A 20371-nucleotide genomic window follows, 5' to 3' on the forward strand; every position below is an offset into this window, starting at 1 on the left:
ATGACCCACCCGTCCGCGAAACGGATCGTCGGCCTTTATCGAGACAAGGCCGACGACTGGGTCCAAGATCGAGGCGCGACCCTGTATTCAGGCGCGGGCGGGGCGGACGAAGCGATATGGCTGGACCGGTTCGTCGCCGGCCTGCCCGCAGGCGCATCTATTCTGGATGTCGGCTGCGGCTCGGGCTGGCCCATCGGGGCCGCCCTGCTGGAGAAGGGCCATCAGGTGACGGGGGTGGATGCGTCCCCGGGCCTGATCGCCCATGCTCAGGCGACGCTGCCGACAGGAGTGTGGTCGGTGGCGGATATGCGTGATGAGTTTCCGCCGGGTCCGTTCGACGGCGTTCTGGCCTGGCACAGCCTGTTTCATCTCAGTCCCGACGATCAGAAAAAGGTGCTGCCGAAGCTGGCGGCTTGCGTCGCCGAGGGCAGGCGGCTGATGTTCACCTCTGGCCAGGCGCATGGCGAGACCATCGGACAGTGGCGGGGCGAGCCGCTCTATCACGCCAGTCTTGATCCAGAAGCCTATCGCGCTCTGCTGAGCGACTCCGGATTGCGCGTGGAATACGACGGGGTGGAAAGCGGCGTGTGGCTGGCCCGGCGCGCCTTTCTTTCGGCGAAATAGCTGCTCACGATCCCGTGAAGTCGGCGGGACCGTTTCGGCGGGCGTTCATAAGCGATACACAGCCGATGAACGAGAACTCGCCCAAGGCGGCATCTGAAGGACGGACATGGCGGGACCGGTGAATGCGGGCGGACCACAGGCGCAGGGCAAGCCCCGCCGGTCGGCCTTGGGACGGTTGTTCTACTGGAGCGCCGTGCTGGCGGTTTGGGGGCTGATCTTCCTGGTCGTCTTCTTCGCCGTCTTCGCGCGCGGCCTGCCGGACACCTCCAGCCTGTATCAGGTCGATCGTCAGCCCTCGATCACCTATCTGGATCGCAATGGGGCGCTGATCGCGACGCGGGGCACCCAGATGGCGCCGCCCGCCGATCTGGACGCCCTGCCGGACTATGTGCCGGCCGCCTTCATCGCGATCGAGGACCGGCGCTTCTATCACCACCCTGGTTTCGACCCCATCGGCATGATGCGGGCGATGGCGACCAACGTCCGCGCCGGGCGGGTGGTGCAGGGCGGTTCAACCCTGACGCAGCAACTGGCCAAGAACCTGTTCCTGACGCCCGACCAGAACATGCGCCGCAAGGTGCAGGAGCTGATGCTGGCCGTCTGGCTGGAGATGAAATTCTCCAAGAAGGAGATCCTGGCCCTGTATCTGAACCGGGTCTATTTCGGCGCCGGCGCCTATGGGATCGAGGCGGCGTCGCAACGCTATTTCGACAAGTCGGCCAAGAACCTGACGGTCGGAGAGGCCGCGCTGCTGGCCGGCCTGCTGAAGGCGCCCTCGCGCTATTCGCCGGTGTCCGAGAGCGAGCGCGCCGCCGCCCGCGCCACCGTCGTGCTGAACGAGATGGAAGAGGCCGGCGTCATCACCGCCGCCCAGCGCGAACAGGCCGTGACCCAGCCGGTCATCGTCTCGCGCACGCTCGCGACCCAGCACGCCCAGTATTTCATCGACTGGCTGGACAAGTCGATTCGCAGCCTGGTCGGCGAACCGACCGAGGACATGGTGGTCGAGACCACGCTGGACCTGACGCTGCAGACGGCGGCCGAGCGATCGGTGCGCCGCATCCTGGACCGCGACGCCGGCAAGGGCGTGCAGCAGGCGGCTCTGGTCGCGCTGGACGGCGACGGCCGGGTGCGCGCCATGATCGGCGGCTCCTCCTATGCCGACAGTCAGTTCAACCGCGCCGTCGACGCGAAGCGCCAGGCGGGTTCGGCCTTCAAGCCGTTCGTCTATCTGGCGGCGGTCGAGGCCGGCTATACGCCCCAGACCCCGGTGGTCGATCAGCCGATCACCATCGGCAACTGGTCGCCCCGCAACTATTCCGGCACCTTCAGCGGAAACATGACCCTGGCCCAGGCCGTGGCCCAGTCGACCAATACGGTGGCGGCCTATGTCGCCGATCAGGTCGGGCGCGACAGCGTGGCCCGCGCCGCGCGGCGTCTGGGCATCGAAAGCCGCATCGGTCTGGAGCCGGCGATGGCGCTGGGCGCGGTCGAGGTCTCGCCGATCGAGATGGCCACCGCCTATGACGCCTTCGCCAATGGCGGGCGCCGCGTCGACGCCTATGGCATCAGCCGCATCCGCACGCCGCAGGGCCGCGTCATCTATCAGCGCCAGTCGGGCCAGAGCGGTCAGGCGATCAACAATCCGTCGCTGTACTACATGAACCAGATGCTGCGCGGCGTGGTGACCAGCGGCTCGGGGCGGTCTGCGGCGATCTCGGGCCGCGACCTGGCGGGCAAGACCGGCACGACCTCGGACTACAAGGACGCCTGGTTCGTCGGCTACACCGGCGGCTTCGTCACCGCCGTCTGGGTCGGCAAGGACGACAACACCGCCATGCGCGGCGTGACCGGCGGCTCGTCGCCGGCCGCCATCTGGAAGGGCTTCATGGAGGCGGCCTTGCCGCGCCTGGACGCCCCCGCCATCCCCAACGGACCGCCGATGCCCGAGGGCTGGGTCGCGCCCGATCCGGTCGGCGACCTGATGAGCGGCCTGGACCAGAACGGCCTGCCCATCGAACCCGTCGATCCCTTGGCCGGCGAGCCCTATGTCCCGGACGACCAGGCGCCGATGCAGCCGCCGTCGCCGCAGCCGTCCAGCCCGGCGTCCCCCAAGGGCGGCTATCGCGATGCGCCGAACCCGCAGCAGCCCGAAGGCCGCCCGGCGCCGGAGCGAAAGGGCGACGCCCTGTTCTTCTGATCGCGACGCCAGCAGCGCGTAAAAAAAGGGAGGCGACCCGACGGTCGCCTCCCTCTGCATTTCAGGCCTGGGTCAGCGGGGGCAGGACAGGTCGCCTTCCTGACATTGGCTGAGGGTCCGCAACTGGCGTGTCCGCTCCGTCGTCAGACGCGCAAGGCAGGTCGAATGCACCATCGGATAGGCGGAACCGCCCTGAACGCCGGACGCCTCGAACCGGCATTGCTGGTCGCGGAAGCTGATCCAGGTGCGTTGGGCGGTGCGCAGCAGGGTGCGGCTTGCGGGCGACAGCCGTCCCATCGTCGTCGTGTACTGGCTGTTCAGCCCCCGATCGGCACGCTGCAGTTCCTGTGCGGCGTTGGCGTTCATCGTGGCCTGCGACTGGGCGGTGGCGGACGAGGCGGCGGCAGCGGCGAGGCCGAGCGCGATCGACAGGGTGATCATCGTTTTCATGGGGCGTTCCTGAGTGGGCGGGCCATGCTCAAACGCGCGCGGCTGCCGGGGTTTCCGCCTACCGCCCCACGGCGTGCAGCGCGGCGCCGTAATCCTTCAGCCATTTGCGCCAGGGTTTGTGGTCCCCGACCAGCCGTTCGACCACGGACCAATAGGCCGGGCTGTGGTCGGCGTGGACCAGGTGGGCGACCTCGTGGGCGGCGAGGTAGTCGATGACCGGCGGCGGGGCCATGATGACGCGCCAGGAGTAGCGGATGGTGCGGTTGTGCGGGCTGCACGAGCCCCAGCGCGACCGGGTGTCGGCGATGCCCATCTTGACCGGGCCCTGGCCCAGGGCGCGCAAGTGGTGGTCGGTGCGTTCCAGAAGCGTGTCGCGCGCCTCGCGCTTCAGCAGATTCTCGACCCGGCGGGCGTAGGCCTCGCCCTCGCCGCCCGAGCGGATGATCGTCCCGTCCTCGACCAGGCGCGCGGCGCCCGCGCCGGGCACGGCCTCTAGCCGCACAGGCCTGCCGCGCAGGGAGATCACCTGGCCCGGTTCCAGCGGGCGGCTCTTGGGGCGAACGGCCAGGCGTTCGCTGATCCAGACGGCCTTGGATCGGGCGAAGGCGACGGCCTGGCTCAGCCCGCGCTCGGTCGGGGCGATGACCACGGCCTCGCCGGCGCGCGCGTCGATCCGCACCGATAAGCGTCGCGCGCGCGGATTGACCGACAGTCTGAGGACGGGACCAGCGCCGGCCCCGCTTTCGTCAAGCGGCAGCCGCTGACCGTTGCGGTACGCCACCGGCGGCCTCGTTCTGGGCGATGAAATCGCGCACGCGGGGATAGATCTCGTCACGGAAGCGACGGCCGTTGAACACGCCGTAATGGCCCACGCCCGGCTGGACGTAGAGGACGCGGCGATCTTCGGGAATGTTGGGGCACAGGCCGTGCGCGGCCTGGGTCTGGCCGACACCGGAGATGTCGTCCTTCTCGCCCTCGACGGTCATCAGGCCGATGTCGGTGATCCTGGACAGATCGACCTTGCGCCCGCGATGCTCCAACAGGCCCCGCGCCAGCAGATGCTGCTGGAAGACGATGTCGATGGTCTGGAGATAGAACTCTTCGGTCAGGTCCAGCACCGACAGATATTCGTCGTAGAATTCCTCGTGCTTTTCGACCTCGTCGCCGTCGCCGGCGATCAGGCTGGTGAAATAGTTCCAGTGGGCGTCGCGGTGGCGATCCTCGTTCATCGACATGAAGCTGTAGAGCTGGACGAAGCCCGGATAGACGCGCCGCCCGAAGCCCGCATAGGGCAGGGGCACGGTGTGGATCATGTTCGACTTGAACCAGGTGAAGGGCTTTTCCTCGGCCAGCTGGTTCGTCACGGTCGGCGACAGGCGCGCGTCGATGGGCGACCCCATGAAGGTCATCGACAGGGGACGGTTTTCGTCCTCGTCCTCGGCCATCACCGCGCCGGCGGCCAGAACGGGCGGGCCGGGCTGGCACACGCCGACGACGTGGGCGCGGCCGCCGATCTCGGCCAGCATCAGCCGGACGTGGTCGATGTAGTCGAAGAAATCGAACCGGCCTTCCAGCATCGGCACCTGCCGGGCGTTGACCCAGTCGGTGACATAGACGTCGTGGTCCTGAAGGAAGGCCTCGACCGTGCCGCGCAGCAGAGTGGCGTAGTGGCCCGACAGCGGCGCCACGATCAGGACGGCCGGGCCGGAGGCGGGCTTCTTGGCGCGCTTCAGGTCGCCGATGTTGCGGGCGAAGCGGACCAGGCGACACCACGGGCTCTGCCAGATCACCTGTTCGGTGGTGCGCACCGGCTTGCCGCCGATGTCGATGGTTTCCAGCTTCCAGGCCGGCTTGCCGTAACGCCGCGTCACGCTCTCGAACAGTTCGGCCGAGGCGTAGGCCGTGCGGCCGATGGCGGTGTCGGCCGCCGGGTTGAACGGCGAGGTCCAGAAGCTGCGGGCCAGTTGCGCGCCGACCCGGAACGGCAGGGCCGACTGGTAGGCGAGTTCATGAAAGGCGTAGAGCATGACGATCCGATACGGCCGAGCGCCGTTTGTGCAGGGCAACATATAATGCGTCACCCTGCAAAAGGATTATGGGGTCGCTGCTAACCCCGCGCCATCGCCTGTTCGATGATCCTGGTCGTCTTGTCCGGCCCCATTCCATAGGCGACGGCGGTGCGGAACTTGCCGTCCGGGCCCATCAGATAGACGGTCAGGGAGTGGTTCATCGTATAGCCCTCGCCCTCGCCGACCTTCTGATAGAAGGCGCGGTAGGCCTTGGCGGCGGTCGCCACCTGTTCGGGCGTGCCTGTCAGGCCGATGGTCTCCTTGGGAAAGCCGTCGGATGAGAGATAGTCCTTCAGCGCCTGGGGCGTGTCGCGTTCAGGGTCGATGCTGACGAAGACGATCTGCAGATTGTCCGCCTTGTCGCCCAGCCGCTGCTGCACCGCGCCCAGCTCGGCCAGGGTGGTCGGGCAGAACTCGGGGCAATACGTGAAGCCGAAGAAGACCAGGCTCCATTTGCCGTTCAGCATCGTCTGATCGACGGGCCGCCCATCCTGATTGACCAGTTTGAAGTCGCCGCCGACCAGGGGCTGGCCGGTCGACGTCACCTCCGCGCCGTCCGACGTCGGCGCCCTGCCGCTGACCACGACGACCGTGATGATGGCCAGCGCCACGGCGATGGCGATGCAAGCGCCCGCGAACAGCAGGATGGAACGACGCGGCATGACGGCCTCTCACGAAACGGATGTGATCGGTCTATAGAAGGCGTGTGACCTCGACAGAAGCCCGCATGGCGCCGCACGGCGCATCCTCTTCGGAGCCGTTGAACGGCTGGAGCGATGCGCCGCGTCGCGGTCGGGGGTTTTCACTGCGGACCCTGATCGTTCTGCGCTGGCTGACGATCATCGGCCAGAGCGCGGCGATCCTGACGGCGCATCAGGGGCTGCATTTCCCCCTGCCGCTCTGGCCCTGCCTGATCGTGATCGCCATCAGCGCGGCGGTGAATGTGGGGGCCATGGCGCGGGTGCGCCGGCTGGAGGCCAGCCTGCCGGACGGGCGCACGACGGCGATCCACCTGGGCTTCGACATCTTCCAGCTGGGCGTGCTGCTGGGTCTGACCGGCGGGCTGGAGAATCCGTTCTGCCTGCTGCTGGTCGCGCCCGTCACCATCGCGGCGGCGGCCCTGCCGGCGCGTCAGGCTCTAATGCTGGGCGTGCTGGCCCTGATCGCGGTCGGGGTGCTGTTCTTCTGGTCCGAGCCTCTGCCGTGGCGACCGCACGAGAACTTCCATCTGCCGACGCTTTATCGTCTCGGCATGGCCATGGCTTTGGTGACCGGCGTGGTCTTCACCGCCGGCTACGCCTGGCGGGTGGCGGCCGATGCGGAGAAGCTGGAACTGGCCCTAGCGACCACCCAGGACGTGCTGCAACGCGAACAGAGGCTGGCGGCGCTGGGCGGCCTGGCGGCGGCGGCGGCGCACGAACTGGGAACGCCGCTGGCGACCATTCAGGTGGTGGCCAAGGAGCTTCAGCGCGCCTCCGCCCCCGATAGCGACGCGGCCGAGGATGCGGCCCTGATCCTGCAACAAGCCGAACGGTGCCGGGGCATCCTGACCCAGCTGTCGCAACAGCCCGAGGGCGACGACGCCCTCTATGCCGACGTCTCGCTGAAGGCCCTGCTGGAAGAGGTGGTGGAGCCCCACCGGGGCTTCGACCTGGCCTTTGATGTGCTGGTCAAGACGCCGCCGGGTCAGCCCGCGCCGCGCGTGCGCCGGATGCCCGAGGTGATCCACGGCCTGTCCACCCTGGTCGAGAACGCCGCCGATTTCGCCAAGACGACGGTGCGGGTCCAGGCGGTGGTGGACGCCGGCTGGATCGAGATCGAGATTCTGGACGATGGGCCGGGCTTCGCTGGCGACATCCTGCCCCGGCTGGGCGAGCCCTATGTGACCAGTCGGCCGCAGGGCAAGGCGCGCCAGGCCCTGGCCGCCCAGATCGCCGCCGCCGCCAGACCCTCCAAGCCTCGCGCAACTGTCGAGCCGCCCATCGCCCCCAGCCAGGGCGGCATGGGCCTGGGCTTCTTCATCGCCCGCACCCTTTTGGAACGGACCGGCGGGTCGGTCAGCGTGGGCCAGGGCCTGCCGCAATCGGAGGCCAAGGCGGCGCCCCGTGGCGCGCGCGTGGCGGTGCGCTGGGCGCGGCCGGCGCTGGAGGTCGCGGCATGAGGCGATTGGGTCGAAGCGTCGCAGGCGGAACCTTGGCCTTGACCCGCGCGCTACCCGTCCCGACTTGAAGCGGCAGGAGAGAAACGCATGTCAGAACTCGAAGCCCGCATCGCCGCCCTGCCCGACAAGTCCCTGCTGCTGCTGGATGACGACCAGGCCCTGCGCACCCGGATGGGGCGGGCGCTGGAGGCGCGCGGTTTTCAGGTGACGACCGCCGAATCCGTCGCCGAGGCGATGCAGCTGCTGCGTGACAAGGCCCCGGCCTTCGCCGTGCTGGACATGCGGCTTGAGGACGGCAACGGCCTGAAGATCGTCGAAGCGGTGCGTGAGAAGCGTGAGGACGCCCGCATCGTCATGGTGACCGGCTACGGCGCCATCGCCACGGCGGTGGCGGCAGTCAAGGCCGGCGCCGTCGACTATCTGTCCAAGCCCGCTGACGCCGACGACGTGGTCAAGGCCCTGCTCGCCACTGGCGATTCGCCCGAACCGCCGGAAAATCCCATGAGCGCAGACCGCGTCCGCTGGGAACATATCCAGCGCGTCTATGAGCTGTGCGACCACAATGTCTCGGAGACGGCGCGCCGCCTGGGCATGCACCGCCGCACTCTGCAACGCATCCTTGCCAAGCGCGCGCCGCGGTAGGCCGAACCCTCAGTCCTCGTCGTCGTCCTCGACCACGTCGGGGATTTCAGGGGTGACCACGGTCGGGGCGATGGTCTTGATCTCGCCCAGCTTGGCGCCGGGGAAGGCCTGAAGCACCGCCTGGACGAAGGGATTGGCCTCGACCTCGGCGCGTTCGGCGGCGCGGGCCTTTTTCTGGATCTCGATGACCGTCTCGGCCCCGCCCTGGCCGTTGGCGGCGATCAGCCAGGTGCGACCGGTCCATTCGCGCAGGCGGGCCGACAGCTTGCGCGCCAGTTCGATGGGCGCGCCCTGGACGCTTTCATAGACGATGGCGCCGGGCTTGAACGAGACCGGCTTCACATACCGCTCCACATCCATCTGAAGCCCGACCTCGCGCTTCTCGCCGATCAGAGCGACGACCTGTTCGAAGGTTTGTGGATCGGGCAGGGCAGGCGCCATCACCGGTCGCGCGGCCAGCTGCGCCGAAGTTCCGCCGCCGCTTCCACCACCGCCGCCACGCGGGGCCGAGCCGCCGCCCATCGGTTCACCGGACTGCAGCCGCTTCAGCGCCTCCTCCGGTCCCGGCAGATCGGCGGCATAGGCCAGGCGCACGATCGCCATTTCCACCGCATCGGCCGGGTTGGGCGCGCGCCGCACCTCGTCCAGCGCCTTCAGCAGCATCTGCCAGGTGCGCGACAACGTCGCCGCCGGAATGGCCGCGCCCAGCGCCGCCAGCTTCTGCGCCTGATCGTTGGGCAGGCGGGTCGCGTTCGGACCCAGCATCTTGGCGACCGAGGCGGCGTGGCAATGTTCCAGCAGATCGTTGGTCACCTGCACCGGATCGGCGCCGAAACCGTAGAGGGTGCGGAAACTCTCCAGCGCCTCGGGCGTGCGGCCCGCCATGACGCTTTCGAACAGGGCGATGGTCTGGGTCCGATCGGCCAGGCCCAGCATGTCGCGCACCGTCTCGGTCTTGACCGTCTCGCCCCGCTCGGCCTGGACCAGGGCCTGGTCCAGCAGCGACAGACCGTCACGCACCGACCCCTCGGCCGCGCGCGAGATCAGGGCCAGCGCGTCGTTCTCGATCTTCATGCCTTCGCGGTCTGCGATCCGGCCCAGATGCTCGACCAGGATTTCCGGCTCGACACGACGCAGGTCGAAGCGCTGACAGCGGCTCAGGATCGTCACCGGCACCTTGCGGATCTCGGTGGTGGCGAAGATGAATTTGGCGTGGGGCGGCGGCTCTTCCAGCGTCTTGAGCAGAGCGTTGAACGCCTGCGTCGACAGCATGTGGACCTCGTCCAGCACATAGACCTTGTATCGCGCCTCGACCGGCGCGTAGCGGACGCTTTCCAGAATGTCGCGGATGTCGTTGACGCCGGTGTGCGACGCCGCGTCCATCTCCATCACATCCATATGCTGGCCGGCCATGATGGCGGCGTCGTGCCGGCCGTGGGCGGTCAGGGTCAGCGACGGCTTGTCGATGACGTCGGTTTCGTTGTTCAGGGCGCGGGCCAGAAGGCGGGCGGTGGTCGTCTTGCCGACGCCGCGCACGCCCGTCAGCATGAAGGCGTGGGCGATGCGGCCCGTGGCGAAGGCGTTGGTCAGAGTGCGCACCATCGCCTCCTGACCGATCAGGTCCTCGAAGGTGCGCGGCCGGTATTTGCGCGCCAGCACCTGATAGGCGGCGCCGTCATCGACGTGGGCTGCGACTTCGGCGGGGGCGGGCTTGGCGACGGGGGCGGCAGCGGGCGCCACGACAGGCTCGGGCGCCGCAGCAGGCGCGCCGAACATGTCGTCGGTGTTCTCGTCGCGCGGGGCGACGTCGTCCTCTTCCCAGGGCGGGCCGTCGAGATTCGTGTCGCTGTCCGTCATGGGAGGAAGTCTTACAGCGGGTGATGGACGGGAAGAAGCGATTCTCAACGAGTCGCCTCCCTGCTTTGCGGGGAGTGGCGCGGCGCGTCTTCGCGTCGTGACGCAGGGGGTTTTACCGCATTCCGGCTCTGTGGGATTCCAAGAGCCCCTCCACCGCTTCGCGGTCCCCCTCCCCACAGGTGGGGAGGAGACGTGACGCACCAACGCGCTCAAGCAGCGAGCCGCCGCGCGGCGAGCGATAGCGCACTAAAGATGTGAGGAAGTAGAGACCGCGACCCGAAGGGGAATTCGTTGTGGCTGCTGCCTTCCGGCCCTGACCAGATTGGCGAAACCTTCGCCCGCGATCTCCAAGCGGAGATATGACGGGTGCGGCGGTTGGAATCAAGAGCTACAAACCCGCATGGCCCATCACAACACCTTCGCCGGCAATCCGCTCGATCGGGCCGGGGACCTGAGGAATGATCCCGACTGGCTGGCCGAGCAGGCCGCCAAGCCATACGCTCAGGCCTTGGTGCTCTGGGAAGGGCGGCCGCTGATCGAGGAGACGGGCGAGGGGCCGAGGCTGGCGTGGCTGCAGATGCGCCATGCGCGCACCCTGGTGCGGGACCGCGAGGCGTTTCTGGGCCTGTGGAACGACGAACCCGTCTTCGCCATCGAGTTCGAAGGCTCCATCGATCCGACCGACGGGCCGCTGGCCGGGCTGGGCGCCTTTCACGAGTTGCGGGCGGCGGCGGCGATCCTGCCGGCGGCGGATGCGGCGATCGCGGGTGGGGCCAAGAGCCTGTTCGACTGGCGCCGCAAACACGGCTTCTGCGCCAACTGCGGCACGCTGAGCGAGACGGCGTCGGGCGGCTGGAAGCGGATATGCCCGGCCTGCGGGACCGAGCATTTCCCGCGCGTCGATCCGGTCACCATCATGTTGCCGGTCTTTAACGGCGGGGCCGAGCCCATCTGCCTGCTGGGACGCCAAGCGGCCTGGCCTGCCGGGCGGATGTCGGCCCTGGCCGGGTTCCTGGAACCGGGCGAATCCATCGAGGAGGCCTGCGCCCGCGAGGTGAAGGAAGAGGCCGGCCTGACCGTGATCGCCACGGCCTATCACTCCAGCCAACCCTGGCCCTTTCCCTCGCAACTGATGATCGGCCTGATCGCGGAGGTGTCGGACGATCAGGCGCAACCGGACCAGACCGAACTGGAAGCCGTCGCCTGGCTGACGCGGGCCGAGGCGCGCGCCGTGCTGGCGGGCGAGCATCCGAGCATTCAGGCCCCGCCGCCCTTCGCCATCGCCCACAGCCTGATCAAGGCCTGGGTCGACGAGGTCTAGGCCAGCGCCCGCGCCGCCTCCAGGTCGGCGGGATTGTCGACGGACAGGGGGGCTTCGTCGATGACGGCGGCCCAAATCTGCATGCCCATTTCCAAGGCGCGCAGCTGTTCCAGCTTCTCGCGTTTTTCCAGCGGCGACGGCGGCGCGGCGCAGAAGCGGTTCAGCGCCTCACGGCGATAGCCATAGACGCCGATATGACGCCAGACAGGGGCGTCGCCATACAGGGTCGAGCGGGTGAAATAGAGGGCGCGCGCCTGACGTTCGCCTTCGCCCAGGGCCAGCACCGCCTTGACCACGTCGGGATTGGTCCGGTCCGACCCGTCGGCCTCGGCGGCGACCAGGGTGGCGATGTCGCAGGTCGGCTCGCCGTGCAGAATGGCGGCGCAGGCGACGGCCAGACCGGGGCTGGCGAAGGGCATGTCGCCCTGAACGTTGATGACGGCGTCGAAATCGCCCTCGGGGTCGATGGCGTCCACGGCGGCGCGAATGCGGTCCGAGCCCGACGGAAGGGCCGGGTCGGTCAAGACGGCGCGGCCGCCTGCGGCTTCCACCGCCTCGACGATCTCGGGATCGCCAGCGGCGACCACGACCGGCAGGCCCGAGGCCTCGGCTTGACGATAGGCGCGCACGATCATCGGCGTGTCGCCGATCAGGGCCAGCGGCTTGTTCGGCAGGCGGGTGGCGGCCATGCGAGCCGGTATCATTATCAACGGATTCATCGACTTCCCTGACGCCTGTCTGGCCCGTCGCGCGTTGGGCCGGTTGCGAAGGCGGCGCTACCGTGCCAGAGACGCCAAAGCAAGATTATGTCCGGGGCGTGTTTTCGAGGGGCCCGGCCGGCAGAGGGAAACGACCAGGCGTATGAGCGGCGATCTTAAGTGGAACAAGATTTTCGGCGCGGCTCTGGGGACGGCGTTCGTCATCCTGGTCGTCCAGCAGGCCTCGGGCCTTGTCTATCATTCGGAAGCGCCCGAAAAGATGGGCTATTTCGTCGATGCGCCGGAAGAAGCCGCCGGCGGTGAAGCCGCCGAACTGGCGCCCGACTGGGGCACGGTGCTGCCGACCGCCGATCTGGCCGCCGGCGAGGCCGCCTTCGCGCGCTGCCAGGCCTGCCATGACGCGCACCAGGGCGGCGCCGACAAGATCGGTCCGAACCTGTGGGGCGTGGTCGGCGGGCCGGTCATGCACCGTCCGGGCTTCGCCTATTCCGACGCCATGGCCAAGCACAAGGCCGAGGCGCCGACCTGGGGCTATGACCAGATCAACAGCTTCATCACGGCGCCGGCCAAATATGTGCCCGGCACCAAGATGTCCTTCGCCGGCATCCGCGACACCCAGACGCGCATCAATCTGATCGCCTGGCTGCGCACGCAGGGCTCGGGCGGCTTCGCCATTCCGGCGCCGGATCCCACCCGTCAGCCTGGCGCGGCCGCGCCGGCCGCAGGCGCGCCTGCGACGGGCGAGGCTCCGGTGACCGAAGGCGCTGCGGCGACCGAAGCGACCGGGACCACCCCGGCCGCTGGCGCCCCCGCCGCGTCTCAGGCGACCCCGGCGGCCCCGCCCGCCGCGACGGCGTCTGCGCCGCCCAACACCTGATCGCTGCGGCGATGAACGACAAAAGGGCGGCCCGACGGGCCGCCCTTCTTCGTTTCGGGCTGAGCGCTCGGCTCAGAGGATCTGCGCGGCCTCGTCGAACGACAGGCGCGGCGAGCGTGGAAACAGGTTCTCGTCCGAGCCATAGCCGAGGTTGAGGATATAGTTCGGCTCGACATGGCTGTCGGGGAAGAACTCGGCCTTCACGCCGGCGGCGTCGAAGCCGGACATCGGCCCGACATCCAGGCCCAGGGCGCGGGCGGCGATGGTCAGATAGCCGCCTTGCAGCGAGGCGTTGCGGAAGGCGGTCTCGCGCCGGCCGGCCTCGTCTGCGAACCAGGCCTTGGCGCCCGGCGCGTGGGGGAACAGGGCGTCGAGGTGGTCGTGGAAGTCCATGTCCTGACCGACGATCACCGTCACCGGGGCCTGCTGCGTCTTGTCGCGATTGCCTTCGCTCATCAGCGGGATCAGGCGGGCCTTGGCCTCGGGCGAGGTGATGAAGACGAAGCGGGCGGGCGATCCGTTGACCGCCGTGGGTCCGAACTTGGTCAGGTCATACAGCTTGCGCAGCAGTTCCGGCGCGACGGGGCGATCCGTCCAACCGTTGCGCGTGCGCGCCTCGGTGAACAGTTGCGACAGGGCGGCGTCCGACAGCGGGACGTCGCGTTGATGAGTAGCGTCATAGGCCATGGGGTGCGTTCCTGACTTAAATAGCAACGATTACGGGTGCTAATTAGGGTGTTTTGCACCAGCCGCAAGCGCCAATCCCGAAAGGCTGGGTTTCGATATCGCGCACCGAGCACAAGCCCTCTGTCGCCCGGGCTTTGTTCGCCCTATCTAGAGGGCATGAAAGATCTGACCCAACTGATGCAGCAGGCCCAGGCGATGCAGCAAAAGCTGCAGGACGCTCAGGCTAGGATGGCGGAAACGATCGCCGAGGGTTCCTCCGGCGGCGGCCTGGTCTCGGTGTCCCTCAAGGGCCCGGGCGAGATCACGGCCATCAAGATCGACGACAGCCTGCTGAGCCCGGGCGAGGGCGAGATCCTGGCCGATCTGATCGTCGCCGCCCATGCCGACGCCAAGCGCAAGCTGGATGAGCAGAACAACGCCCTGATGCGCGAGGCCGCAGGCCCCATGGCCGGGATGAACATTCCCGGAATGCCGAAACTGTTCTGATGGCCGCCTCCGCCGGGCCGGAGATCGAACGGCTGATCTCCCTTCTCGCCAAACTGCCGGGCCTGGGTCCGCGCTCGGCGCGGCGTGCGGCGCTGGCGCTATTGAAGCGACGCGAGCAGTTGCTGGTCCCGCTGGCGGCGTCGCTGGCCGAGACGGCGGAAAAGGTCGTGTCGTGCTCGGTTTGCGGCGCGCCGGATACGCGCGACCCCTGCGCCATCTGTTCGGACGGATCGCGTGACAATGGCCTGATCTGCGTGGTCGAGGAGGCCGGCGCCCTGTGGGCGATGGAGCGATCCGGCGCCTTTCGCGGCAAATACCATGTGCTGGGCGGACTGCTGTCCGCTCTGGACGGTGTTGGGCCCGAGCATCTGCGGATCACCGAACTGGTCGGGCGCGTCAGGGGCGGGGGCGTACGGGAGGTCGTGCTGGCCCTGCCGGCCACGGTCGATGGCCAAACGACCGCCCACTATGTCGCGGAGCGGATCGCCGGTCCGGATGTGGAGATCACCTCGCTGGCGCGGGGGGTGCCGGTCGGCGGCGAATTGGACTGGCTGGACGACGGCACCATCGTCCAGGCTCTGCGCGCCCGCCGCCCGGCCTGATCGAGTTAGTTCGAAGGCACCGTCGGAGCGTTGACGTTCGGCGCTTCGCCCGTCGGGGTCGGCACGGCGCGCCCCGTTTCATCCGTCGGCGCATCGGCGGCCGGCGGCGTCTGGTTGTCGCCGGCGAAGGCCTGGGTTTCGGCGGCGGCCGCCTCGGGTCCGGTCTCCGCGTTCTTGGAATCGAATGCGCCGTTGGTCACGAACCACAGGCCCAGCAGCAGAATGGCCGCCGCCAGCGTCGAGATCGCCAGGATGACGACGATGCGCGGGTTCTTGCGGCCGCTGCGCACCAGTTCGGCGTCGACCGGCCGGCCGTCGTGCACCGCATCGGCGGCGGTGTCGTGGCGGTGGGGCTTTTCCGGGGTCATGGGCGGGTCCTTCGTGCAAATGGCTGAGACACCAACGTCATCGCAACGGCGACGTTCCGGACAAGCGGCGCCGGAAGGGCCCCGCTTCTCATTGAAAGCGACTCCCGTTAGGAACGGAGCATGAACATGCTTGTGCCGATCCTCGCTGTCCTGGCCGCCGCGTTCGCGGGCGGTTTTTTGTGGGCCTATATGGGCTGGCAGAAGATGAGCGGCGCGCTGGCGGCGGCCGAAGCGCGCATCGATCTGGTCGAGGAAAGCCGTGTGACCATGGGCGAACTGCTCAAGGCCCAGGCGGCGCAGTCGGCCCAGGTCGTGGCGGATCAGATGGTCAGTCGCGCGACCGAGACCTTCCGCGCTCAGGACCAGCTGGCGCGCGAGCGGATGGCCGCCCAGCTGAAACCTGTCGCCGACACCCTGACCAAGTTCCAGGAGCATGTCGCCGCGTTGGAGAAGACGCGGTCCGAAGAGACCGGGGGGCTGCGCGAGCAACTGGCCCAGCTGATGACGGCCTCGTCCGCCACGCGCGACGAGGCGCGCAAGCTGACCGAAGCCCTGCGCGGCAATACGGGCCGTCGCGGCCGTTGGGGCGAGCAGACCTGCCGCAATGTGCTGGAGGCCGCCGGCATGGCGGGGCGGTTCGACTTCACCGAGCAGACGTCCAGCGCCGACGACGAGGGCCGCCAGAACCGGCCCGACTTCATTGTCCGCCTGCCCGGCGGCGGCATGTTCGTGATCGACGCCAAGGTCCCGCTGGCCTTCGACGACGGGGAGGGCGACGAAGAGGCGCGCGCCCGCTCGGTCGGCCTGCGCACCGCCGCCAGCCTGAAGACCCATGTGCGCCAACTGTCGTCCAAGGCCTATCAGGACCAGTTCAAGCCCAGCCCGGATTTCGTCGTCCTGTTCGTGCCCGGCGACGCCTTCCTGGTCACGGCGCTGGACCATGAGCCGGACCTGATGACACAGGCGATGGCCTCGCGCGTCGTCATCGTCACGCCCTCGACCCTGTTCGCCCTGTGCAAGGCCGTCGCCTATGGCTGGCGCGCGGAAGAGCAGGCGGCCAACGCCGACAAGGTCGCCGCCCTGGGCCGCGAACTCTACAAGCGGCTGTCGGTCATGGGCGGTCATGCCTCCGCCGTCGGGCGCGCGCTGGATACAGCCGTCGGCAAATACAATCAGTTCGTCGGTTCGCTCGAAAGCCAGGTCATGGTCTCGGCTCGCCGGTTCGAGGATTTGCAGGTCGATCACGAGGGCAAGGCCTTGCCGGATCTGACGCCGGTCGAAACCGCGCCCCGCGCCATCGCCCGTCCCGAGCTGATCGCCGCCAAGGTCGAGTAGGGTCTCTTTCTGTGGAAAGGGCGCTTGACAGGTCCGGAGACGCGATGTCAATGTAACTTGTCAATAGGACAAGGGGTGTTGACTGATGCGCAAGTGGCGGCCGGTAATCAAGGCGACGGTGATCACGTTCGGCGGCGGCCTGCTGTTCGCCTTCCTCGGCGGCATCGCGGTCGGTTACGCCTCCAGTTCGGGATGGATCGCGCCCGAGATGGGCGAACTGATCGTGACCGCAGTCTTCGCCGCCGCCATCATGGCCGGCGCCCTGTGGATCGGCGCCGAATGGATGCGTGTGATCGACGAGGCTGCGCGGGAGGCGCACAAGGCGGCCTGGTACTGGGGCGGCACGGCCGGCATGTGCGTCAGCGGCGTCGCCCTGATCCTGTCCTCGGCCGGGCCGTGGCGCGAGATCATCGCGCGCGAGATCGGCTCGGGCGGTTCGCCCATCGACTATGTGTCCGCCGGCGCTGCCTTGATGATCGCTCCCATGCTGATCGGCTACACCGTCGTCTGGGTGTGGTGGTGGCTGGCGCGGATGCGGGGCTGAGCCATGAAAAATCGTCTCAAGGTCCTGCGCGCCGAGCGCGACTGGAGCCAGGCGCAGCTGGCTGAACAGCTCGGCGTCTCGCGCCAGACCGTGAACGCCCTGGAGACCGGCCGTTACGACCCCTCCCTGCCGCTGGCCTTCAAGATCGCCCGCGTCTTCGGCCAACCCATCGAATCCATCTTCTCAGACGATCAGGCCTGATCCGTCCTGCATTTCCTTCATTTTCGACAACAACGAGACCTCTCATGACCTTCACCGATCGCCTTCTGTCGTCCGTCTCCAGCCTGGCGCGCGGCGCCGTGGGCGTCGCCGGCGGCCTGGCCCTGTTCGTCGCCATCGCCGGCGTTCCAGCCGACGCCCTGGCCCAGACCGCCGCGCCGGCCGCCCCTGCGCCGATCCAGGGAGAAGGTCCCGCCCTGTGGGTGGTCAAGGATGCGGACTCGACGCTGTATCTGTTCGGCTCGGTCCATGTGCTTCGCCCGACGACCGGCTGGGCCAGCCCCCGCGTCGAGGCCGCCTTCGACAGCGCCTCGGACATCTGGTTCGAGATCAGCAATCCGGATGACCAGGCCGCCATCATGCCGCTGATCCAGCAGCACGGCCTGTCGCCCGAGACGCCCCTGTCCAGCCGTCTGACGCCGCAAGAAAACGCCGAACTGGACGCGGCCGCCCAAGCCATGGGCGCCTCGGCCGCCCAGCTTCAGCCGATGAAGCCCTGGCTGGCGGCGCTCAGCCTGTCGGTCGCGCCGCTGATCAAGGCCGGCTACGATCCCAAGTCCGGCGTCGAACTGGTGCTGAAGGCGCGGGCCGAGGCGGCCGGCAAACCGATCCACGGCTTCGAGACCATCGACAAACAGATCGGCATCCTGGCCGGGCTGCCCGACGACGTGCAACTGGCCTTCCTGCGCGAGACGCTGAAGGACTACGAGAACGCCGCCACCAAGCTGGATGAAATGGTCGAGGCCTGGGCCCGGGGCGACGTCGCCAAGCTGGACCGCGTCACGATCAAGGAAATGAAGGACGCCTCGCCGGCGCTGTATCAAGCCGTTCTGGTCGATCGGAACACCGACTGGGCCAACAAGATCCAGACCCTGCTCGAAGGCTCCGGCACCGCCTTCATCGCCGTCGGCGCCGCCCACCTGACCGGCGACGACAGCGTCCAGGCCATCCTGCAAAAGCGCGGCATGACGGTCGAAGCGGCGCAATAACCTCTGCCTTGAGCGCGGCCGCCGAGGCGGCTAAGACAATCGACGCCGGAGCGCGCACACGCCGCTCCGGCGTTTTTTTCTGTGCGGGTGTAGTTCAGAGGTAGAACGTCAGCTTCCCAAGCTGAATGTCAGGGGTTCGATTCCCCTCACCCGCTCCAGTCCCGATCCTTTACGCGTGTCCACAACGGCCACGAAGCGGCGCCATTGCCTGCGGCCACTCTATTTTGTGTGCCATTGTGAAACAGTGCGCTAGCTGTGGTTGTCCCACGATAGGACGCTAGGGACTCGCGTGATCATCGCCGAAACACCCTGCTTGGCGTCGTCGCCCGAGCCGCGCTGAACACGTTGACGAAGTTCGCCGAACGCCACGCGCTTGCGGCGGCCTGACGCACAACGCCGTTCAGCAAACGCATTGCATACCGCTGCTCTTAGGCGTAAAGCGGCCACCGTTAACTGATTGTTAACCAAAGCCTGCCCGTCGCCGAACGTCTCGATTCGGAGTGGCACGGCTTTTGGAAGGGGTGGGGCGAACCGTCGGGGTGACGGGCCGTCCTGGGGACGGAAACGGGATTGGGGCAATGCAAAATTCGTCAAGGCCGTTGCGTGCGTCGGTCCGTCGCTTAAGCGGCGCCGTTGCGCTGATCGTCACCGCCATTGCGTCGCCTGCGCTGGCGAAGCCTGTCACCGACAACCTCGACGTGGGCAAGACGCTGAACGTCAACGTCGTCGGACAGATCGTCCCGCGCTGCGAGATCCAGGGCGGGGGCGACATCGACTTCGGCGAGCTGACGGGGGGCGAGCGCGCCACCGCGCTCTTCGGTCTGAACTGCAACGTGCCATTCGACCTGGGTGTCGCCTCGGCGCGGGGCGGTCTGGCCCACGTCACCAAGCCGCAGGGCGAAGGACCCTTCGCGGGCGTGCTGCCCTATGATGTCACCTTGACCGTTCCGACGCTTCGGCCCGAACCGCGCACGGTGCAGGCCAACTTCAGCAGCGCCGACCATATGGGAATGCTGAGCAGCGGGGACGGCATCGCCGCCGGCGGCGGCAAGATCGAGTTCCGCACGAGGCAACCGGCCGGAGCAGGTCTTCTGGCAGGTCAGTATACTGAAACCCTGACGGTGACGGTAACGCCTCGCGTCTGAACGATTAAGTTCAAGTTAATAGCGCATGCGGAATAGATTTCGCGCTTGCTTCAAGAAGAAGCAGGCGCATTTGTGCTTTGCTTGAGCAGAACGAAGATTTCGCGCGCCACGCGAATACACCGAAAATCGTAGCTAACGACGTTTTTTATTGTTGACCGTTTGTTAATGTAAGATTAACTGGACGAGATCGGACGGGGAGGGACTGCCGCCTCGATCGACTATTTTTCGCGAAATCATTCGCTTGGAGAGACTGAAATGAAGAAGTTCGCTTCCCTGATGGCCGGCGCCGCCGCGCTCGCCATGATCGCCGCCCCTGCAATGGCCGGCACCGTCTACCAGGGCTCTGCCACTGGTTCGCAAACGTTCTACATCGGCCCGTTCCCGATCGCGACGCTGTCGGGCACCACCAACAACACTACTTTGGTTGGCTTGGTCGATGCCCTGAACCCCGGCGTTAACAGCAATATCTCGCTGATCACCATCTCGGGCAGCTCGGCCAACAACAACGGCACGGCGTCGAACAACGACGGCGCGACCTTCACCCTGAAGGGCGCTGTGTCGACGGACTGCGCCTACTATACCGGCAACGCCTCGACCACGATCGACTTCGGCACCATCGGCATCTACGCCTCGGACGACACCGGCCCGGCCAATGCCTTTGACATGACCGCTCCGGCCAACGTCACCATCGACACCAACCTGGCCGGCTGCAACACCTCGAACACCGTCACCGTGTCCAAGAACGACATCCGTGGCCTGGTGAACAACTCGGGCGCCGGTTACGACTCCAACGTCTTCCAGGCCAACCTGCCTTACTCGGTCACCGGCACCTACACCGCCGGCGCCGTCGGCTCCACGGCCGCCGCGACCAACGGCAACTACATCAACCTGGCCGCCAACGCCAACTCCACCAGCGCCAGCCACGGCGCCTGGAAGTCGGCCATGGCCCTGAACGTGAACATCCCCGTTCCGTCCAAGTCGCTGCTCGCCGGCGCCTATGAAGGCCAACTGACCGTCAACATCCAAGCCTTCTGATCTTCAGAACGACTTGAGATCGAAGGGCGTCGGCCTCGCGT

At 67.6% G+C, this 20371-nt stretch carries 22 protein-coding genes, 1 tRNA gene and 1 other RNA gene; 15 read left to right on the forward strand and 9 right to left on the reverse strand.

Annotation, left to right across the window (positions count from 1 at the left end; translation table 11 throughout):
* Entirely contained in the window at positions 1-624 is a 624-nt protein-coding gene (locus tag A4249_RS15040) for a class I SAM-dependent methyltransferase (RefSeq protein ID WP_066554125.1), read from the forward strand.
* Between the two features lie 106 nt (positions 625-730).
* The gene (locus A4249_RS15045) at positions 731-2824 is read left to right on the forward strand and encodes a transglycosylase domain-containing protein (protein ID WP_066554127.1); all 2094 of its coding nucleotides are present in this window, start codon (positions 731-733) and stop codon (positions 2822-2824) included.
* Between the two features lie 72 nt (positions 2825-2896).
* Here the strand turns inward: A4249_RS15045 and A4249_RS15050 are convergent, their stop codons facing one another.
* The 4 genes from A4249_RS15050 to A4249_RS15065 all read right to left on the reverse strand — a co-directional run bounded on the left by A4249_RS15050 (position 2897) and on the right by A4249_RS15065 (position 6005).
* The gene (locus A4249_RS15050) at positions 2897-3274 is read right to left on the reverse strand and encodes a lysozyme inhibitor LprI family protein (protein ID WP_066554129.1); all 378 of its coding nucleotides are present in this window, start codon (positions 3272-3274) and stop codon (positions 2897-2899) included.
* Between the two features lie 58 nt (positions 3275-3332).
* Positions 3333-4055: a M48 family metallopeptidase gene (locus A4249_RS15055; protein ID WP_055754441.1), complete on the reverse strand. Its 723-nt coding sequence runs from the start codon at positions 4053-4055 to the stop codon at positions 3333-3335.
* Positions 4021-5301 (reverse strand): polyhydroxyalkanoate depolymerase, encoded by a 1281-nt coding sequence (locus A4249_RS15060; RefSeq protein ID WP_039244043.1) that lies wholly within the window; start codon positions 5299-5301, stop codon positions 4021-4023. The genes A4249_RS15055 and A4249_RS15060 overlap by 35 nt, the downstream gene beginning before the upstream one ends.
* Positions 5302-5381: 80 nt before the next feature.
* Positions 5382-6005 carry an SCO family protein gene (locus tag A4249_RS15065; protein WP_066554130.1) on the reverse strand — a complete coding sequence of 208 codons (624 nt, stop codon included), beginning with the start codon at positions 6003-6005 and terminating at the stop codon, positions 5382-5384.
* 44 nt (positions 6006-6049) lie between these two features.
* Here A4249_RS15065 and A4249_RS15070 point away from each other — a divergent pair, with 44 nt between their 5' ends.
* Positions 6050-7504: an ActS/PrrB/RegB family redox-sensitive histidine kinase gene (locus tag A4249_RS15070; RefSeq protein ID WP_231868723.1), complete on the forward strand. Its 1455-nt coding sequence runs from the start codon at positions 6050-6052 to the stop codon at positions 7502-7504.
* 87 nt (positions 7505-7591) lie between these two features.
* The gene (locus A4249_RS15075; RefSeq protein ID WP_055754444.1) at positions 7592-8146 is read left to right on the forward strand and encodes an ActR/PrrA/RegA family redox response regulator transcription factor; all 555 of its coding nucleotides are present in this window, start codon (positions 7592-7594) and stop codon (positions 8144-8146) included.
* Between the two features lie 9 nt (positions 8147-8155).
* Here the strand turns inward: A4249_RS15075 and A4249_RS15080 are convergent, their stop codons facing one another.
* The gene (locus A4249_RS15080) at positions 8156-10003 is read right to left on the reverse strand and encodes a DNA polymerase III subunit gamma/tau (protein ID WP_066554139.1); all 1848 of its coding nucleotides are present in this window, start codon (positions 10001-10003) and stop codon (positions 8156-8158) included.
* A gap of 257 nt (positions 10004-10260) precedes the next feature.
* Positions 10261-10356, reverse strand: an RNA gene (gene ffs / locus A4249_RS15085) — signal recognition particle sRNA small type.
* A 47-nt stretch (positions 10357-10403) separates the two neighbouring features.
* Here ffs and nudC point away from each other — a divergent pair.
* Positions 10404-11324, forward strand: a complete 921-nt coding sequence (gene nudC / locus A4249_RS15090) for an NAD(+) diphosphatase (RefSeq protein WP_066554141.1) — start codon at positions 10404-10406, stop codon at positions 11322-11324.
* Here the strand turns inward: nudC and A4249_RS15095 are convergent.
* Entirely contained in the window at positions 11321-12043 is a 723-nt protein-coding gene (locus A4249_RS15095) for a 3-deoxy-manno-octulosonate cytidylyltransferase (protein WP_082854194.1), read from the reverse strand. The two genes, nudC and A4249_RS15095, sit on opposite strands and share 4 nt — an antisense overlap.
* Positions 12044-12185: 142 nt before the next feature.
* Between A4249_RS15095 and A4249_RS15100 the strand changes: the two genes are divergently transcribed.
* A complete protein-coding gene (locus A4249_RS15100) occupies positions 12186-12920 on the forward strand; it encodes a c-type cytochrome (protein WP_039244051.1) in 735 nt (244 codons plus the stop codon).
* A gap of 72 nt (positions 12921-12992) precedes the next feature.
* On the opposite strand, the gene A4249_RS15105 is transcribed toward A4249_RS15100, so the two are convergent.
* A complete protein-coding gene (locus tag A4249_RS15105) occupies positions 12993-13607 on the reverse strand; it encodes a malonic semialdehyde reductase (RefSeq protein ID WP_066554147.1) in 615 nt (204 codons plus the stop codon).
* 156 nt (positions 13608-13763) lie between these two features.
* Here A4249_RS15105 and A4249_RS15110 point away from each other — a divergent pair, with 156 nt between their 5' ends.
* Both A4249_RS15110 and recR read left to right on the forward strand, forming a co-directional pair.
* Positions 13764-14093: a YbaB/EbfC family nucleoid-associated protein gene (locus A4249_RS15110; RefSeq protein WP_045809572.1), complete on the forward strand. Its 330-nt coding sequence runs from the start codon at positions 13764-13766 to the stop codon at positions 14091-14093.
* Positions 14093-14695: a recombination mediator RecR gene (recR, locus tag A4249_RS15115; protein ID WP_039244053.1), complete on the forward strand. Its 603-nt coding sequence runs from the start codon at positions 14093-14095 to the stop codon at positions 14693-14695. Before A4249_RS15110 ends, recR begins: the two co-directional genes overlap by 1 nt.
* A gap of 5 nt (positions 14696-14700) precedes the next feature.
* Here recR and A4249_RS15120 read toward each other — a convergent pair whose 3' ends face one another.
* Positions 14701-15063 carry a hypothetical protein gene (locus tag A4249_RS15120; RefSeq protein ID WP_066554150.1) on the reverse strand — a complete coding sequence of 121 codons (363 nt, stop codon included), beginning with the start codon at positions 15061-15063 and terminating at the stop codon, positions 14701-14703.
* A 120-nt stretch (positions 15064-15183) separates the two neighbouring features.
* Here A4249_RS15120 and A4249_RS15125 point away from each other — a divergent pair, with 120 nt between their 5' ends.
* From A4249_RS15125 to A4249_RS15155, 7 genes are all read left to right on the forward strand, one after another.
* A complete protein-coding gene (locus tag A4249_RS15125) occupies positions 15184-16398 on the forward strand; it encodes a DNA recombination protein RmuC (RefSeq protein ID WP_066554153.1) in 1215 nt (404 codons plus the stop codon).
* Between the two features lie 85 nt (positions 16399-16483).
* A complete protein-coding gene (locus A4249_RS15130) occupies positions 16484-16942 on the forward strand; it encodes a hypothetical protein (RefSeq protein ID WP_066554156.1) in 459 nt (152 codons plus the stop codon).
* A gap of 3 nt (positions 16943-16945) precedes the next feature.
* Positions 16946-17143, forward strand: coding sequence for a helix-turn-helix transcriptional regulator (locus tag A4249_RS15135; protein ID WP_066554158.1), 198 nt, complete (start codon positions 16946-16948; stop codon positions 17141-17143).
* 44 nt (positions 17144-17187) lie between these two features.
* Positions 17188-18150 (forward strand): TraB/GumN family protein, encoded by a 963-nt coding sequence (locus A4249_RS15140; protein ID WP_082854195.1) that lies wholly within the window; start codon positions 17188-17190, stop codon positions 18148-18150.
* A gap of 83 nt (positions 18151-18233) precedes the next feature.
* Positions 18234-18308 (forward strand) — tRNA-Gly (locus A4249_RS15145).
* A gap of 420 nt (positions 18309-18728) precedes the next feature.
* The gene (locus A4249_RS15150; protein WP_156494728.1) at positions 18729-19295 is read left to right on the forward strand and encodes a hypothetical protein; all 567 of its coding nucleotides are present in this window, start codon (positions 18729-18731) and stop codon (positions 19293-19295) included.
* Between the two features lie 255 nt (positions 19296-19550).
* Positions 19551-20330 (forward strand): hypothetical protein, encoded by a 780-nt coding sequence (locus A4249_RS15155; RefSeq protein WP_066554162.1) that lies wholly within the window; start codon positions 19551-19553, stop codon positions 20328-20330.
* Positions 20331-20371 lie beyond the last annotated feature (41 nt).

The organism is Brevundimonas sp. GW460-12-10-14-LB2 (assembly GCF_001636925.1).
GTDB classification, from domain to species: domain Bacteria; phylum Pseudomonadota; class Alphaproteobacteria; order Caulobacterales; family Caulobacteraceae; genus Brevundimonas; species Brevundimonas vesicularis.